This window comes from Acetobacter garciniae (assembly GCF_017377735.1).
GTDB classification, from domain to species: Bacteria; Pseudomonadota; Alphaproteobacteria; order Acetobacterales; family Acetobacteraceae; genus Acetobacter; species Acetobacter garciniae.
In genome coordinates this window covers 24,939-41,060 of sequence record NZ_JAFVMH010000006.1, presented here as the reverse complement: position 1 = coordinate 41,060, position 16,122 = coordinate 24,939, and the positions used below count along the sequence as shown (strand labels likewise).

Sequence of the window (16,122 nt, the reverse complement as noted above, 5' to 3'; positions counted from 1 at the left end):
GGGAGAGACGGGACATGCTCGAAGACAAGGACCGGATCTTCACCAATCTTTACGGTCAGGATGACTGGCGGCTGGATGGCGCGCGCAGGCGCGGTGACTGGAACGATACCGCCGCCATTCTGGCCCGCGGGCGGGATGCGATCGTCGCGGAAATGAAGGCCTCCGGCCTGCGCGGACGCGGCGGGGCAGGCTTTCCCACCGGGCTGAAATGGTCGTTCATGCCAAAACAGAACGATGGCAGGCCGCATTATCTGGTCATCAACGGTGACGAATCAGAACCGGGCACCTGCAAGGACCGTGAAGTCCTGCGTAACGAGCCGCACAAGCTGATAGAAAGTGCGTTGATCGCGTCTTTCGCCATGGGGGCGCATGCGTCCTACATCTATATTCGTGGCGAATTCTGTCGCGAGGCCGAACGCCTGCAAGCCGCGATCGATGAAGCATACGAAGCGGGCCTGCTTGGAAAAAATGCCGCAGGCACCGGGTGGGATTTCGATTTCCGTATTCATCGTGGTGCAGGTGCCTATATCTGCGGCGAGGAAACGGCCCTGCTCGAAAGCCTGGAAGGCAAGAAAGGCCAGCCGCGCATGAAGCCGCCTTTCCCGGCCGGGGTCGGGCTGTACGGCTGCCCCACGACCGTGAACAATGTGGAAAGCATTGCGGTTACATCGACCATTTTGCGGCGCGGGGGATCCTGGTTCTCGGGGTTGGGGCGGCCCAACAACGCGGGCACGAAGCTGATGGCCATTTCTGGCCATGTGAATACGCCCTGCGTTTTTGAAGAAGAACTGGGCGTGCCGCTCAAGGACATTATCGAGAAACACGGCGGGGGCGTGCGGGGTGGGTGGGACAACCTGCTGGCGGTCATTCCTGGCGGCTGTTCGGTCCCGCTTCTGCCCAAGGCGATCTGCGAAACCGTGCTGATGGATTACGACAGCCTGCGGGCCGAACGTTCCGGCCTGGGCACGGCCTGCATGATCGTCATGGACAAGTCCACGGATATCGTAAAAGCGATTGCCCGTTTCTCGAAGTTTTTCAAGCATGAGAGCTGCGGCCAGTGCACCCCATGCCGTGAAGGCACGGGCTGGATGATGCGCATGATGGACCGCATGGTCGAAGGACGGGCCGAGATCGATGAGATCGACCTGCTCGAACAGGTCACCCGGCAGGTGGAAGGCCATACCATCTGCGCGCTGGGCGATGCGGCGGCCTGGCCCATTCAGGGCCTGATCAGGCATTTCAGGCCCGAGATCGAGGCACGTATCCAGCAATACAAGGCGGCCCATGGTGGCACGGGGCTGGTTCAGGTGCCCGCGGGCATTGTTCCTGTGGCGGCGGAGTAACGGACAATGGTCAGGGTAATTGTTGACGGCACACCGGTCGAGGTCGCTCCCGGTTCCAGCGCGCTTCAGGCGTGTGAGGCAGCAGGCAAGGAAATTCCGCGTTTCTGCTATCATGAACGGCTGTCTGTCGCGGGCAACTGCCGCATGTGCCTGGTGCAGGTGGCCCGGGCGCCAAAACCCGTGGCGTCCTGCGGGTTTCCGGTCGCGGATGGCATGGAAATCTTTACCGATACCGAGGTCGTGCGGCGCGCCCGCCGGGCGGTGATGGAATTCCTGCTCATCAACCACCCGCTGGACTGCCCGATCTGCGACCAGGGTGGGGAATGCGATCTTCAGGACCAGGCTTACGGGTACGGTTCGGGCGTGTCGCGCTACAAGGAAGACAAGCGCGCGGTCACGGACAAGGATCTGGGCCCGCTGGTCAAGACGGTCATGACCCGGTGCATCCAGTGCACGCGCTGTGTGCGTTTCAGCACCGAAGTGGCTGGCACGCCCGAACTGGGGCTGGTGTCGCGCGGTGAAAATGCCGAGATCACCACCTATGTGGAAAAAGCGCTGACATCGGAGCTTTCGGGTAACCTGATCGATGTCTGCCCGGTGGGTGCGCTGACAGCAAAACCCTCGGCCTTTCATGCCCGGTCGTGGGAATACAAGAAAACCGACAGTATCGACGTCATGGATGCGCTGGGCACCAATATCCAGGTGCAGGCACGCGGTGGCGAGGTCATGCGCATCGTGCCCCGCGTCAATGATGCGGTGAACGAAGAATGGCTGTCTGACAAAGGACGTTTCTCGGTCGATGGTCTCAAGCGCAGGCGGCTCGATCGTCCGTGGGTGCGGGTGCATGGCAAGCTGGTTCCCGTGCCCTGGAAAGACGCCCTTGTGGCGCTGGCCCGCAGGCTGGACGGTGTCGCGGGTGAGAAGATCGGCGCCATCGCCGGAGATCTGGTCGATGCGGAAAGCCTGTGTGCACTCAAGGACCTTTTGACCGCACTGGGATCTTCCAACCTCGATTGCCGGCAGGATGGCGCATGGTACGATACCACGACGCGTTCGGCCTATCTGTTCAACAGCGATCTGGCGGGCATTGACGAAGCCGACGCGCTTCTGCTTGTCGGGGCCATGCCCCGGCACGAAGCCCCGGTGCTGAATGCGCGCATTCGCAAGCGGTTTCTCGATGCCGGGCGCGGTGGTTTTCCGGTAGGCGTGATCGGACGGCCGTCGAGCGATCTGACCTATACGGCCGACCTGCTGGGTGATGGGCCGGAGGTGCTGGCCAGCCTGCTGGACGGCACGCACCCCTTTGCCGAACATCTACGCAACGCCCGCAAGCCCATGATCATCCTCGGCCATGCCGCACTGACCCGCAAGGATGCCCCCGCCATTTATGCGGCGTGCCGGCAACTGGCGGATGCCACGGGCGTGGTCACGGCAGACTGGAACGGTTTTAACATCCTGCATACGGCGGCTTCGCGCGTGGGTGCGCTGGATCTGGGCTTCCTGCCCGGGCCGCAGGGTTGTGCCGCCGGCGGCATGGTGCGGGGCGGGGTGGATGTGCTCTGGCTGCTGGGTGCGGATGATGTGGCGCTGGAGCGCATCCCGGCCGAGACGTTCGTGGTCTATCAGGGCCACCATGGCGATCGTGCGGCGGCCCGGGCGGATATCATCCTGCCCGGTGCGGCCTACACGGAAAAGCCGGGCACCTATGTGAACACGGCGGGCCGCGTGCAGCGTGCCTATCGCGCGGTTTTCGCCCCGGGCGAGGCGCGGGAAGACTGGCGGATCATTCGTGCCTTTTCAGAAGTCGTGGGCCATACGCTGCCTTATGACACGCTGGAGCAACTGCGCGCGCGCATGGCGCAGGTCAATCCCGTATTCGCGCTTTCCGCGCCACCTGCGGGACTGCTGGCGAATGCGAACCCGGCACTTGCACCGGCCAGTGTCGCGCAGCCAGGCAGCTTTACGGACGGCCCGTTCCGCCCCGTCATTGTGGATTATTACCAGACAAACGCCATCAGCCGCGCCAGCCAGACCATGGCGGAATGTTCAGCGGTCTATGGTGCGGTGGCGGCGGAGTAATGGGCATGGAGCAGTTTTTTTACCATACACTCGTCGGCCAGGTCATTTTGATGGTGCTGGAAACGCTGGCCGTGCTGGTGCCGCTGCTGATCGGGGTTGCCTATCTGACCCTGATGGAGCGCAAGGTGATGGCCGCCATGCAGCGCCGTCGCGGGCCGAACGTGAATGGCCCCTTCGGCCTGTTGCAGGCCTTTGCCGACGCCATCAAGATGATCGTCAAGGAAACGGTCATTCCCTCCGGCGCCAACCGGGTTCTGTTCCTGTTCGCCCCGTTCCTGACCTTTTCGCTGGCCATGGTGGCCTGGGCCGTCATTCCCACGGGCAACGGGCTTGCGGTTGCGAACATCAATGTCGGGATCCTCTACCTGCTGGCGATTTCATCGCTCGGGGTTTACGGCATCCTGATCGCGGGCTGGGCATCGAATTCCAAATACGCCTTTCTGGGCGGCTTGCGTGCCGCAGCGCAGATGGTGTCATACGAAGTCTCTATCGGGCTGGTGATCGTCTCCGTCCTGCTTGCGGTCGGTAGCCTCAACCTCAACGACATCGTCCTGGCGCAGCGCCATGTGTGGTTCTGCCTGCCGATGTTCCCGATGTTCATCGTGTTCGTCATTTCCGCCCTGGCGGAAACCAACCGCGCCCCGTTCGATCTGCCCGAAGGCGAGAGCGAACTGGTGGCGGGCTTCTTTGTCGAATATTCGTCCCTGGCTTTCGGGCTGTTCTTCCTGGGCGAATACGCGAACATGATCCTGATGTCGTCCATGATCAGCATTCTGTTCCTGGGGGGCTGGCTGCCGCCGCTGGGCATTGCCCCGCTGACCTGGGTGCCGGGCCCGCTGTGGCTGATCTTCAAAATCCTTTTCTGCCTGTTTGTCTTTATCTGGGTGCGCGCCACGTTCCCCCGCTATCGCTATGACCAGCTCATGCGGCTGGGCTGGAAGGTCTTTCTGCCCTTCTCGCTGCTGTGGATGATCGGGACGGCCGGATTTCTGATGGCAACCGGGCTGCTGCCTCATGCCGGGGGTGTGAACTGATGGGTACGCTAAGCAATACGTTCAACTCCTTCCTGCTCAAGGAACTGGTCGCGGGTATGGCCTCGACCTTTCGGACGATGTTCAAGCCGAAAGTGACGCTGAACTACCCTTACGAGAAAAGCCCGCTTTCGCATCGTTTCCGCGGAGAGCACGCGCTGCGCCGCTACCCGAACGGGGAAGAACGCTGCATTGCCTGCAAGCTGTGCGAGGCGACCTGCCCGGCGGAGGCCATCACCATCGAGGCGGAGGCGCGCGATGATCAGTCACGCCGTACCACGCGCTACGATATCGACATGACCAAGTGCATCTATTGCGGCCTGTGCGAGGAAGCCTGCCCGGTGGATGCGATTGTCGAAGGCCCGAACTACGAATTTGCCACCGAAACCCGTGAAGAGCTTATGTACGACAAGGCAAAGCTCCTGGCGAACGGGGACCGGTGGGAAGCCTTGCTTGCCCGCAGGCTTGAACTTGATGCGCCGTATCGCTGATCCGATGCAGCAGATGCAAGGCACGATACGGCAGGAGGTTGGCCCCTAATGGCACAGCTTGTTTTTTATGTTTTCGCGACGGTACTGGTGTTTTCGGCCATCATGGTCATTACGGCGCGTAATCCCGTGCATTCCGTCCTGTTCCTTATTCTGGCATTTTTCAACGCGTCGGGCCTGTTCCTGATCGCCGGGGCTGAATTTCTGGCCATGCTGCTGGTCATCGTCTATGTCGGCGCGGTGGCGGTTCTGTTCCTGTTCGTCGTCATGATGCTGGATATCGATTTCAGCCGCCTGCGCGAAGGATTTCAGAAATACGCGCCCTTGGGGGCCTGTGTCGGCGGCGTGCTGCTGGCCGAACTCGTGCTGGCGTTCAGCAACTGGCAGATGGCCCCGGCTGCGGTCCGCACCCCGCTTGCGATCGACCCGAGCCTGACCAACACGGCGGCCCTGGGCACGGTTATCTACACCCATTACATCCTGCTGTTCCAGGCCTGCGGGCTTGTGCTGCTGGTCGCCATGATAGGGGCCATTGTCCTGACGCTGCGTGACCAGCCGATGGGGCGCAGGCAGGTCGTCTCGCGCCAGCATGCGCGCAAGGTTGGTGACACGCTTGAACTTGTCACCGTTTCCCTGGGCGAAAACGTAGCCGAGCATGGTGGTTTCCTGCGGCCCAAGGGCTCCTATTACGAAATCGCGGTGCCGGGCTCCTTCGGTGTTCCCGAGCCCGAAGCACAGGAAAACGAGGAGAAGGGCGCATGACACCCGCTATCGCTTCCATAGGGCTCACCCCTTACCTGATCGTCAGTGCGGTGCTGCTGGTGCTGGGCGTGTTCGGCATTTTCCTGAACCGCAAGAACATCATCATCCTGCTGATGTCGATGGAACTGATCCTGCTTTCCGCGAACCTGAACCTTGTCGCGTTTTCCTCCGCACTGGGCGACCTGTCGGGGCAGGTCATGGTTCTGTTTGTCCTGACCATAGCCGCGGCGGAGGCGGCGATCGGCCTGGCCATCGTTACGGTCTACTTCCGTAACCGTGGTTCGATCCAGGTCGAAGACGTGACGATGATGAAGGGCTGACCCCGCCATGCAGACTGATCTTTCCCTGTTTTCCGTGGCTGTTCTCACCCCTTTGGCGGGGGCGGCCATAGCCGGGCTGGGTGGCCGCCTGTTTGGTGACACCCTGGCCAAGGCCATTACGCTGCTGTGCATGGGTGTTGCGACGCTATGCGGCATCGGGGCCCTGTGGGGGGCATGGCAGGCCGGTTTCCCCCATCTTGCCGTGCCGCTGGCCGAATGGGTCCATGCTGGCGGGTTCGAGGCGGACTGGACGCTGCGCTTCGACACCCTGTCCACCACCATGGTGGCGATGGTGCTGTCGGTTTCGCTGCTGGTGCATTGCTACAGCGTTGGCTACATGAGCCACGAAAGCATGCCGACCTACCGGTTCTTTGCCTATCTGTCGCTCTTTACCTTCGCCATGCTGATGCTGGTATCCTCCAACGACCTGATCCAGTTGTTTTTCGGCTGGGAAGGGGTTGGCCTGGCCAGCTACCTGCTGATTGGCTACTGGTACGATCGCCCGTCCGCCACCGCTGCGGCCATCAAGGCCTTTGTCGTCAACCGTGTGGCGGACCTGTTCTTTATCGTGGGCATCGGGCTGGTTTACGTGCTGTTCCACACGGTGCAGTACGATCAGATCTTTGCCGCCGTTCCGCAGGTTGTGGATGCATCCTACACCATCTTCGGCATGCCTGTGCGCATGCTCGAAGTAATCTGCCTGCTGCTGTTCATTGGCGCCATGGGCAAGTCGGCCCAGCTTTTCCTGCACACATGGCTGCCTGACGCCATGGAAGGGCCTACTCCGGTTTCTGCCCTTATCCATGCCGCAACCATGGTAACGGCGGGTGTGTTCCTGATGGCGCGGATGTCGCCTTTGCTGGAATTCGCGCCCGGCACCCGCACGGTCGTGATCGTGATCGGTGCGACCACCTGTTTTTTCGCAGCTACCGTGGGCATGGTGCAGCCCGATATCAAACGCACGATCGCCTATTCCACCTGTTCGCAGCTTGGCTACATGTTCGCGGCGGTCGGGGTCGGGGCGTATCAGGCTGCTGTTTTCCACCTGACCACGCATGCCTTCTTCAAGGCGCTTCTGTTCCTTGCGGCGGGTTCGGTCATTCACGCCATGCATGATGAACAGGATATGTTCCGCATGGGCGGGCTGTGGAAAAAACTGCCGCTGACCTACGCAGTGATCTGGATCGGCAGTCTGGCACTGGCCGGTGTGTTCCCGCTTGCCGGCTACTGGTCGAAAGATGCCATCCTGAACGCGTTGTGGGCGTCGGATGCATCCTACAGCCATTATGCGTGGGTGCTGGGTACCGTGACGGCGTTCCTGACCGCCTTTTACAGTTGGCGTCTGATTTTCCTGGTCTTCCACGGTCAGGCGGCTGATAGGCATGCGCTCGACGCCGCACATGAAAGTCCCGCAGTCATGAGCGTGCCGCTCGTGCTGCTGGCGATCGGTGCTGCCCTGGCCGGTGCGTTGCTGGCCCCGTTCTATATCGGTGCGCATCAGGTGGCGTTCTGGAACGGCGCCATCTTCAACGCGCCGGACAACGCGATCATGGAGCGGTTCGAACACGTGCCCGCCATGATCGCCCTTTTGCCGTCGGTTGCCGGCTTCGCGGGTATTGCCCTGGCGGTGGTGTTCTATGTGGTAAGCCCGACCCTGCCGGTGGCGCTTGCCCATGCGACAGGCCCGCTCTACCGCTTTTTTCTCAACAAATGGTATTTCGACGAACTGTACGACATCATTTTCGTCCGTCCCTATGCGGCTATCGCCCGTGCATTGTGGAAAGACGGGGATGAAGCTGTCGTGGAAGGCCTGCCGCTGGATGTCGTGCATGCCACGCGGGACGGGGCGGTGCAGGCCGTCAAGCTCCAGACCGGGTCCATCGCCATTTATGCCTTTACCATGCTGGCGGGACTTGTCGTGCTCCTGACAGTGGCCCTGTGCGGATAAGCCGACATGACACGTGACTTTCCTGGCTTCCTGTCTTCTCTTGCTGTGCGGAGTGCTGCGCAATGGGCGTGATGACCACATTCAACTGGGCCGTGGCCCTGCCGGAGCTTGTTCTGGCACTCTCTGGCATCGTTATTCTCGTGGCCGGTGTTCTCCAGCGCAAGGGGGAGGGGTTCTTTCCGTCCGCCATGCTGAGTGTCGCTGCGTTCCTGGTCTGCGCGCTGCTGGTGCTGCTGGCTCCGGCGGGCCAGGGCTACGCCGGAACATTCGTCAATGACGGCTTTGCCCGGTTCATGAAGATCCTGATCCTGACGGGCGGTCTGGCGGCCGTGGTGCTGAGCGTAAGCTACCGCACGAACGATGCGCAGGCGCTGCCGTTCGAAGCCCCTGTGCTGATGCTGTTTTCCACGCTGGGGGCCATGATCATGGCATCCTCGGCCAATCTGATGACGTTGTTTGTCGGGCTGGAACTGTCTTCGCTGTCCATCTATATCCTGTGCGCGCTGGAGCGGGAGAATGTCCTGTCCGCTGAAGCCGGGCTGAAATATTTTATTCTCGGATCCCTGGCCTCCGGCCTGCTGCTTTACGGCATTTCGCTGGTGTACGGCTATGCGGGCACGATGGAATATACCGGCCTGGTCGAGGCCGTCCGTGCCGTGGCCATGCCGCCCATGGGGCTTGTGGTCGGTATCGTGTTCGTGGTGGTGGGGCTGAGCTTCAAGCTTTCCGTGGTGCCGTTTCACATGTGGACACCCGATGTCTACCAGGGCTCCCCCACGCCGGTGACCGCCTATATGGCCGGTGCGCCTAAATTCGCGGCCTTCGCCCTGTTCCTGCGTGTCATGGCGGGGCCGTTCGGTACCATCGCACCGCGCTGGCAGATCCTGGTGGAGGTGGTCTCCATCCTGTCCATGGTCTACGGGGCGTTCGCCGCCATTCCGCAAACCAATATCAAGCGGCTGATGGCTTATTCCTCCATCGGGCATATGGGCTACGCCATGATGGGGCTGGCGGCGGCATCTTCCGCCGGGGTGCAGGCGACACTGATCTATCTGGCGGCCTATCTGGTCATGAACGCGGGCGTGTTCGCCTGCATTGGCGCCATGCGCCGCCACGGGCGTGAAGTCACCGGCATTGCCGATCTGGCCGGGCTTGGAAAAACCAACCCCGGCATGGCGCTGGCGCTGGCCATTTTCATGTTCAGCATGGTCGGCGTGCCCCCGCTGGCGGGCTTTTTCGGCAAGTTTCTTATTTTTGCCTCCGCCTGGCAGTCCGGTCTTTATACGCTGGTCGTGATCGGCGCCCTGTCCAGCATTGTAGGGGCCTATTATTACCTGCGGGTGGTGAAGGTCATGTATTTTGACGCCCCGGCCGAGGAATTCGACCGGCCCGCGTCCAGCCTGCTTTTCGTCTCGGGCGGCATGGGGCTGGCAACGGTGCTGTTCATTGCTATGCTGGGACCGTTGATGGCATTCGCCCATCAGGCTGCGGTGGCACTCGTCGGGTAAGCCCGCGCGTATGAGAGTGGGGGTGTATGAACGTTCGGGACGTGTCGTGGCGGCTTGAATGCCATGACGAACTGCCTTCCACTTCCGATTACTGCCTGCAGAAAGCCAGGGCGGGAGAGACCGCAGGGCTGGCCGTCCTGGCCAGGCGGCAGACACGGGGCCGGGGTAGCCGCGGTCGCCAGTGGCAGGATGCGGGCCAAAGCCTGGCCCTTTCCGCGCTGCTGGACGCCAACATGGCGGGAAGCGAAAGCCTTGGCGGATGGCCCTTTGCCGCCTCCATGGCTTTTTTTGAAGGGCTTGCCGCCAGTGTGCCTGCGGCCCGTGCGCGGCTTGCGATCAAATGGCCCAACGATATTCTGCTTGATGGCGCCAAGCTGGGTGGTATCCTGATTGAACGCGACGGCGCAAATGTCGTCATCGGGCTGGGGGCCAACCTGGCAGCCGCCCCCGGGCTTGCGGAAATCGGGCGCAGGACAGCATGCCTGGCCCAATGTGGCGACGTGCCGGAGGTTGAAAATGTGGCCCGCGCGGTGCTTACCCAGTTGTCCATCTGGTGTGCGATCTGGCGGGAACAGGGCTTTGCGCCGCTGCGCGCGGCCTGGCTCGATCGGGCCCACCCGATAGGAACGCCTCTTGTCGTAAAGGGCGGGAGTACTTATGAGGAAGGGCGTTTTGCGGGGCTTACGGCGGATGGTCGCCTGATGCTGGACACGGATGGCGGGATGAAGATAATCGCGACGGGTGAGATTTTGCTGGCTCAGGGGAGCGCGTAACGGTGCTGCTCGTTGTCGATGCCGGGAACACCAATGTCGTTTTTGCCGTCCATGATGGGGAAAAATGGCGTGGTGTCTGGCGCATCACCATGCAGGCCCAGCGCACCTCGGATGAATATGGCGTGTGGCTGCTGGCGTTGCTGAAAACGCAGGGCATGACCCCCGCCGCCATCGAAGGGGCGGTGATCGGGACCGTGGTGCCCGCAGCCCTGTACCACCTGCGCACGTTATGCCGGCAATGGTTCGCGGTGGAACCGCTGCTTGCATCTTCCAGGCTGGACTGGGGTTTTGCCATCAAGGTCGACAACCCGGACGAGGTCGGGGTGGACCGGCTGCTGAACGGGCTTGCCGCCCATTACGAATATGGCGGCCCGCTGACCGTGATCGATTTTGGTACGGCCACGACTTTCGATGTGGTAGATGGTGAAGGAAGTTATTGCGGCGGGGTGATCGCGCCGGGCATCAACCTTTCGGTTGAAGCGCTGCATCAGGCGGCGGCACGTCTGCCACGCATTGGCATAGGCCGCCCGGTGGGGGAATCCGCGATTGGCCGGAACACGGTTTCGGCCATGCGCTCGGGGGTATTCTGGGGGTATGTCGGTCTGATTGAGGGGATCGTCGAGAGGATCAGGCGGGAAGTGGGGCCTTCTATGAAGGTGCTTGCAACCGGTGGTCTGGCTCCGCTCTTCTCGGAAGGAACGACTGTTTTCGATCAGGTGGATTCAATGTTGACCTTGAATGGACTGCGCTTGCTGGCGGGGCGTAACCCCTTGCCAAAACTGACTGTGGAACGAGATTTTCTGACTGAAGGATAAAACGACATTATGACAGAACACAACGGCGATCTGGCCTTTCTGCCCTTGGGCGGAACAGGCGAGATTGGCATGAATCTCAACCTGTATCGCCTGGGCGATACCTGGCTTGCGATTGACTGCGGCATCGGTTTCAGCGGCAACGACACGCCTGAGGCAGAAATTCTGGTTCCCGACCCGGCCTTTATCGTCGAACGCCGCAAGAACCTGGCGGGGCTGGTCGTTACCCACGCGCATGAAGACCATATCGGTGCCATCGCGCATGTCTGGCCCATGCTGGAATGCCCGATCTATGTGACCCCCTTCGCCAATGCGGTGCTGCGGCGCAAGCTGGGCGAAGCCCGGCTGAACGATGTGCCGATCCATGTGGTCAAGCCCGGCAGCCGCTTTGACGTGGGGCCGTTCGATATCGAATTCGTGCCGGTCACGCATTCCGTGCCCGAAGCGCAGTCCCTGGTGCTGCGCACGCCTTCGGGCGTGGTGGTGCATACGGGTGACTGGAAGTTCGACCCCACGCCGCTGGTGGGCCCGCCCACCGATCTGGCCCGGCTGGAGGAAATCGGCAAGGAAGGCGTGCTCGCCCTGGTGTGTGACAGCACCAATGTGATGAAGCCCGGCTTTTCCAGTTCGGAAGCCGAAGTGCGCGTGAGCATGACGGAACTGATCGCCAGTCTGAAAGGGCGCGTGGCGGTCACTTGCTTTGCCTCCAACGTAGCCCGTGTCGAAACCATCGCCATGGCGGCGCAGGCTGCGGGCCGGACGGTCATGCTGGTGGGCCGTTCGCTGCGCAACCTCGACACGGCGGCGCGCGAATGCGGCTACCTGTCGGGCGTGCTGCCGTTCCTGAGTGAGCAGGATGTCAACGAGGTGCCAGATGATCGGCTGCTGATGATCATCACCGGTAGCCAGGGGGAGCCCCGCTCCGCCCTGTCTCGCATCTCGCTCGATATTCACCCCAATATCTCGTTGGGGGAGGGCGATACGGTCATTTATTCCAGCCGTATGATCCCCGGCAACGAACAGGCCATCATGGCGGTGCAGGACAACCTGGCCCGCCGCGGCGTGACGGTCCTGACCGATCGCGATCATCTGGTGCATGTGTCGGGCCATGCCACGGGTGGGGACGTGCAGAAAATGTACGGCCTGCTCAAGCCCCAGCATGTCGTTCCCGTGCATGGCGAATGGCGGCACCTGACGGCCCAGGCGGCTTTGGCCCAGGAAATGGGCATTACCCCCATCCTGCTTGAAGACGGCGATATTCTGCGCCTGGCACCCGGCAAGCTCGAAGTGGTGGACACAGCCCCCACCGGCCGCCTGGCGCTGGACGGCAACCGTCTCCTGCCCATGAATGGCGGCGTGCTGGCAGCCCGGCGCAAGATGCTGTTCAACGGGGTGGTGATCGGCAGCTTTGCGGTTGATGACGAAGGCTTTGTCATTGGTGAGCCTAAGCTGAGTGCCCCCGGCCTGCTCGAACCCGATGATCTGGAGAGCATTCGCGTGCGCGAGGAATTCGCCAACGCGCTCGATGTCATCCCCGACGAACTGCGCAACGATGACACCGCCTTCCGTGACGCGGCCAAGACGGCGCTGCGGCGTGCCCTGGGGCGCAAGCTGCAAAAGCGCCCGCTGGTTGACGTGCACCTGCTGCGTGTCTGAACACGACCGCAAGCCCCCACTATCAAGGAAAGCCCGGCCTGGCCGGGTTTTCTCTCACCCTGCGCTGTTCTAAACCCGCGCAGGACTTCATAACATCGGAACAGGCTTTGCCGTGCCATAAGCCGTTCCCTGCACAAGGCTGAATGCACCATGCGTCTTTCGCGCAGCTTTCTTCCCACGTTAAAGGAAAACCCCGCAGAGGCGCAGATCGTCTCGCACCGGCTCATGCTGCGCGCGGGGCTTGTTCGCCAGACGGCGTCGGGCATTTATGCCTGGCTGCCAGCCGGGTTGAAGGTGCTGCGCAATATCGGCCAGATCGTGCGTGAGGAACAGGACCGGATCGGCGCGCAGGAAGTGCTGATGCCAACCCTGCAATCCGCGGATCTGTGGCGGCGTTCGGGGCGGTATGACGCCTACGGCCCGGAAATGCTGCGCATTCAGGACCGCCACAAGCGCGAACTGCTTTACGGCCCCACCAATGAGGAAATGATTACCGACCTGTTCGGCCAGGCCGTGAAGTCCTACAAGGAACTGCCCCAGGCCCTGTATCATATCCAGTGGAAATTCCGTGACGAGGTGCGCCCGCGCTTTGGCGTGATGCGCGGGCGCGAATTCCTTATGAAGGATGCCTACAGCTTCGATGTGGATTATGCCTCCGCCGTGACCAGCTACCGGCGCATGCTGCTGGCGTATCTGCGCACGTTCCAGCGGCTTGGCGTGCAGGCGGTTCCCATGCGGGCCGATACCGGCCCCATCGGCGGTGAACTGAGCCACGAATTCCTGATCCTGGCCCCGACCGGCGAAAGCGGTGTGTATTACGATGCGGCACTGGGCGAACAGGACTGGCTGGACGAACCGGTGGACACCAACAACCCCGAAGCGCTGGAAGCGTTTTTCAACCGCGTGACCACACCCTACGCCGCCACGGACGAAATGCACGACACCGCCGCATGGGAAAACGTGCCCGCCGAGCGCAGGCGGGAAGGTCGTGGGGTGGAGGTGGGCCACATCTTCTACTTCGGGAACAAATATACCAAGGCGCTCGATGTCAGCATCACCGGGCCGGACGGTAACAAGCTCTACCCGGAAATGGGGTCCTACGGCATTGGCGTGTCGCGTCTGACCGGTGCCATCATCGAGGCCTGCCATGACGAGAACGGCATTATCTGGCCGGATTCCGTCGCCCCCTTCAAGGCCGCCATCCTGAACCTGAAAATGGGGGATACGCTGTGCGATGACGTGTGCGAACGCATTTACGCAGCCGCCCCCGAGGACTTCCTGTATGATGACCGGGCCGAGCGCGCGGGCGTGAAATTTGCCGATGCCGATCTGATGGGCCACCCCTGGCAGATCGTGGTCGGGCCGCGTGGTGCCAAGGAAGGTATTGTCGAACTCAAGCGCCGGGCCACGGGTGAGCGGCGCGAAGTCAGCGTGGATGACGCGCTGGCCCTGGTCCTGGCGGGCTAAGGGCCATGTTCGGTCCCTTCGAGCGGGCGGTGGCGGGCCGTTACCTCCGTGCGCGCCGGGGGGAACGCTTTGTCTCCATCATCGCCATTTTTTCGTTGATCGGCATTGCCCTGGGCGTTGCAACGCTGATTATCGTCATGGCGGTGATGAACGGCTTTCAGGCCGATCTGATGAGCCGCATCCTGGGCCTGAACGGTGACCTGACCATTTACGGTTCGGGGCGGACCATCTCGCAGTACGAAGCCGCGGCGCGGACGGTCCGTACCGTGCCCGGCGTGGTCAGTGCCACCCCCATGATCGAAGGCCAGGTGCTGCTCAGTGCCGGGGCGTACAGTTCCGGCGGGGTGGTGCATGGTGTCACCCCCCAGGGGCTGCGTGACCTCAAGGCCGTCAGTTCCTCCATTATCGCCGGCTCGCTCGATGCGTTCGGCAGTGACGATTCCATTGTGGTGGGTGTCACGCTGGCCGAACGGGCGGGGCTGTCCGTGGGGTCCGGGCTGACCCTTGTCTCGCCCGATGGGGCGGCCACCGCCTTCGGCACCGTGCCGCGTGTGCGCACCTATCATGTGGCGGCCATTTTCGATGCTGGCGTGAACGATTACAATTCCTCCGTGGTGTTCCTGCCCATGCATGCGGCTCAGGTCTATTTCCAGATGCCCGGACAGGTGACGCAGCTTCTGGTCATGACGACGGATGCCGAGCATGTGCGCCCGATCTCCATGGCGATCGACAAGGCGCTGGGGAACCCCGGCCTGCGGGTGCTGGACTGGACAAATGCCAATAACGCCCTGTTCGGCGCGGTTCAGGTGGAACAGAATGTCATGTTCCTGATCCTGACCCTGATCATCCTGGTGGCGGCGTTCAATGTCATTTCCTCTCTGATCATGATGGTCAAGGACAAGACGGCCGACATTGCCGTGCTGCGCACCATCGGGGCCAGCCGGGGTGCGATCATGCGCATTTTCCTGATGTGCGGGGCTTTTGTCGGGGTGGCGGGCACCGTGTCTGGCACGGTGCTGGGTGTGGTGTTCTGCCTGAATATCGAGCGGATTCGCCAGCTTCTGCAAAGGCTGACCGGCACCAACCTGTTCAACCCCGAAGTATATTACCTCGAACACCTGCCGGCCCGGCTGGTCTGGGGGCAGGTGGTGGAGGTCATTGCCATGGCGCTGGTGCTGTCCCTTCTGGCAACGCTGTACCCATCATGGCGGGCGGCGAAAACGGACCCGGTGGAGGCTCTGCGCCATGAATAACCCGACCGTGCTGGCGCTGGAAGGCGTGCAGAAAGCCTATCGCAGCGGGGATGACGGCGTGCTGCCCGTGCTGTGCGGGGCCGATTTCGAACTCCGGGCGGGGGAAATCGTGGCCCTTGTCGCCCCGTCGGGCACCGGCAAGTCCACCCTGCTGCATCTGGCGGGCCTGCTAGACACGCCCGATGCGGGCGATATCGTCATTGCGGGCAAGTCCACCAAGGGCATGGCCGAGGCCGGTCGTACCGTTTTGCGGCGCGACCGGATCGGCTTTGTCTACCAGTTCCACCATCTGCTGGGCGAATTCACCGCGCGCGAAAACGTCATGCTGCCGCAGATGATCGCCGGCGTGCCCAAGGCGCGCGCGCGGGCCGAGGCCGAACGCCTGCTGGACATGTTCGGACTGGCCCACAGGCTGGATCATTTGCCGGGCAAGCTTTCAGGCGGGGAACAGCAGCGCGTGGCCATTGCCCGTGCCCTGGCGAACAACCCGGCCCTGCTGCTGGCGGACGAACCCACCGGCAACCTGGATGTCCACACGGCGGATGCGGTCTTTGCCGAACTGCTGACAGCCGTGCGGCAAAAGGGGCTGGCGGCACTGGTCGCGACCCATAACGAGGAACTTCTGCCCCGTATGGACCGGGTCGTGACCCTGCGCGAAGGCAAGATCGTCCCGCGCTAGGCA

General features: G+C 62.2%; 14 protein-coding genes. All 14 read left to right on the top strand.

Annotation, left to right across the window (positions count from 1 at the left end; all coding sequences use genetic code 11):
• Positions 1-14 precede the first annotated feature (14 nt).
• The 14 genes from nuoF to J2D77_RS11805 all read left to right on the top strand — a co-directional run bounded on the left by nuoF (position 15) and on the right by J2D77_RS11805 (position 16,119).
• Entirely contained in the window at positions 15-1,343 is a 1,329-nt protein-coding gene (nuoF, locus tag J2D77_RS11870; RefSeq protein ID WP_207846502.1) for an NADH-quinone oxidoreductase subunit NuoF, read from the top strand.
• Between the two features lie 6 nt (positions 1,344-1,349).
• Positions 1,350-3,422, top strand: coding sequence for an NADH-quinone oxidoreductase subunit NuoG (gene nuoG / locus J2D77_RS11865; RefSeq protein ID WP_207846501.1), 2,073 nt, complete (start codon positions 1,350-1,352; stop codon positions 3,420-3,422).
• A gap of 5 nt (positions 3,423-3,427) precedes the next feature.
• Positions 3,428-4,456, top strand: a complete 1,029-nt coding sequence (gene nuoH / locus J2D77_RS11860) for an NADH-quinone oxidoreductase subunit NuoH (RefSeq protein WP_207846500.1) — start codon at positions 3,428-3,430, stop codon at positions 4,454-4,456.
• Positions 4,456-4,944: an NADH-quinone oxidoreductase subunit NuoI gene (gene nuoI, locus J2D77_RS11855; protein ID WP_207846499.1), complete on the top strand. Its 489-nt coding sequence runs from the start codon at positions 4,456-4,458 to the stop codon at positions 4,942-4,944. Before nuoH ends, nuoI begins: the two co-directional genes overlap by 1 nt.
• A gap of 48 nt (positions 4,945-4,992) precedes the next feature.
• Complete coding sequence (locus J2D77_RS11850) at positions 4,993-5,703, top strand: NADH-quinone oxidoreductase subunit J (protein ID WP_207846498.1); 711 nt, start codon at positions 4,993-4,995, stop codon at positions 5,701-5,703.
• Complete coding sequence (nuoK, locus tag J2D77_RS11845) at positions 5,700-6,023, top strand: NADH-quinone oxidoreductase subunit NuoK (protein WP_207846497.1); 324 nt, start codon at positions 5,700-5,702, stop codon at positions 6,021-6,023. The genes J2D77_RS11850 and nuoK overlap by 4 nt, the downstream gene beginning before the upstream one ends.
• A 7-nt stretch (positions 6,024-6,030) precedes the next feature.
• On the top strand, positions 6,031-7,971 hold the full coding sequence (nuoL, locus tag J2D77_RS11840) for an NADH-quinone oxidoreductase subunit L (protein WP_207846496.1): 1,941 nt from the start codon (positions 6,031-6,033) through the stop codon (positions 7,969-7,971).
• Between the two features lie 71 nt (positions 7,972-8,042).
• Complete coding sequence (gene nuoN, locus J2D77_RS11835) at positions 8,043-9,479, top strand: NADH-quinone oxidoreductase subunit NuoN (protein ID WP_207846682.1); 1,437 nt, start codon at positions 8,043-8,045, stop codon at positions 9,477-9,479.
• A 26-nt stretch (positions 9,480-9,505) separates the two neighbouring features.
• A complete protein-coding gene (locus J2D77_RS11830) occupies positions 9,506-10,252 on the top strand; it encodes a biotin--[acetyl-CoA-carboxylase] ligase (protein ID WP_207846495.1) in 747 nt (248 codons plus the stop codon).
• A gap of 2 nt (positions 10,253-10,254) precedes the next feature.
• On the top strand, positions 10,255-11,067 hold the full coding sequence (locus J2D77_RS11825; protein ID WP_207846494.1) for a type III pantothenate kinase: 813 nt from the start codon (positions 10,255-10,257) through the stop codon (positions 11,065-11,067).
• 9 nt (positions 11,068-11,076) lie between these two features.
• The gene (locus J2D77_RS11820) at positions 11,077-12,720 is read left to right on the top strand and encodes a ribonuclease J (protein ID WP_207846493.1); all 1,644 of its coding nucleotides are present in this window, start codon (positions 11,077-11,079) and stop codon (positions 12,718-12,720) included.
• Positions 12,721-12,870: 150 nt separating this feature from the next.
• Positions 12,871-14,187, top strand: a complete 1,317-nt coding sequence (gene proS / locus J2D77_RS11815) for a proline--tRNA ligase (RefSeq protein ID WP_207846492.1) — start codon at positions 12,871-12,873, stop codon at positions 14,185-14,187.
• A 5-nt stretch (positions 14,188-14,192) separates the two neighbouring features.
• Positions 14,193-15,440, top strand: a complete 1,248-nt coding sequence (locus J2D77_RS11810; RefSeq protein WP_207846491.1) for a lipoprotein-releasing ABC transporter permease subunit — start codon at positions 14,193-14,195, stop codon at positions 15,438-15,440.
• Positions 15,433-16,119, top strand: a complete 687-nt coding sequence (locus J2D77_RS11805) for an ABC transporter ATP-binding protein (RefSeq protein ID WP_207846490.1) — start codon at positions 15,433-15,435, stop codon at positions 16,117-16,119. Before J2D77_RS11810 ends, J2D77_RS11805 begins: the two co-directional genes overlap by 8 nt.
• Positions 16,120-16,122 lie beyond the last annotated feature (3 nt).

What these genes read in the sequence shown, in the direction of transcription:
- J2D77_RS11850 (WP_207846498.1), top strand. Translation starts at nt 4,993, where the DNA reads ATGGCACAGCTTGTTTTTTATGTTTTCGCGACGGTACTGGTGTTTTCG.
- J2D77_RS11820 (WP_207846493.1), top strand. Translation starts at nt 11,077, where the DNA reads ATGACAGAACACAACGGCGATCTGGCCTTTCTGCCCTTGGGCGGAACA.
- nuoN (WP_207846682.1), top strand. Translation starts at nt 8,043, where the DNA reads ATGACCACATTCAACTGGGCCGTGGCCCTGCCGGAGCTTGTTCTGGCA.
- nuoH (WP_207846500.1), top strand. Translation starts at nt 3,428, where the DNA reads ATGGAGCAGTTTTTTTACCATACACTCGTCGGCCAGGTCATTTTGATG.
- nuoI (WP_207846499.1), top strand. Translation starts at nt 4,456, where the DNA reads ATGGGTACGCTAAGCAATACGTTCAACTCCTTCCTGCTCAAGGAACTG.
- proS (WP_207846492.1), top strand. Translation starts at nt 12,871, where the DNA reads ATGCGTCTTTCGCGCAGCTTTCTTCCCACGTTAAAGGAAAACCCCGCA.
- J2D77_RS11805 (WP_207846490.1), top strand. Translation starts at nt 15,433, where the DNA reads ATGAATAACCCGACCGTGCTGGCGCTGGAAGGCGTGCAGAAAGCCTAT.
- J2D77_RS11830 (WP_207846495.1), top strand. Translation starts at nt 9,506, where the DNA reads ATGAACGTTCGGGACGTGTCGTGGCGGCTTGAATGCCATGACGAACTG.
- nuoL (WP_207846496.1), top strand. Translation starts at nt 6,031, where the DNA reads ATGCAGACTGATCTTTCCCTGTTTTCCGTGGCTGTTCTCACCCCTTTG.
- nuoK (WP_207846497.1), top strand. Translation starts at nt 5,700, where the DNA reads ATGACACCCGCTATCGCTTCCATAGGGCTCACCCCTTACCTGATCGTC.
- nuoF (WP_207846502.1), top strand. Translation starts at nt 15, where the DNA reads ATGCTCGAAGACAAGGACCGGATCTTCACCAATCTTTACGGTCAGGAT.
- nuoG (WP_207846501.1), top strand. Translation starts at nt 1,350, where the DNA reads ATGGTCAGGGTAATTGTTGACGGCACACCGGTCGAGGTCGCTCCCGGT.
- J2D77_RS11810 (WP_207846491.1), top strand. Translation starts at nt 14,193, where the DNA reads ATGTTCGGTCCCTTCGAGCGGGCGGTGGCGGGCCGTTACCTCCGTGCG.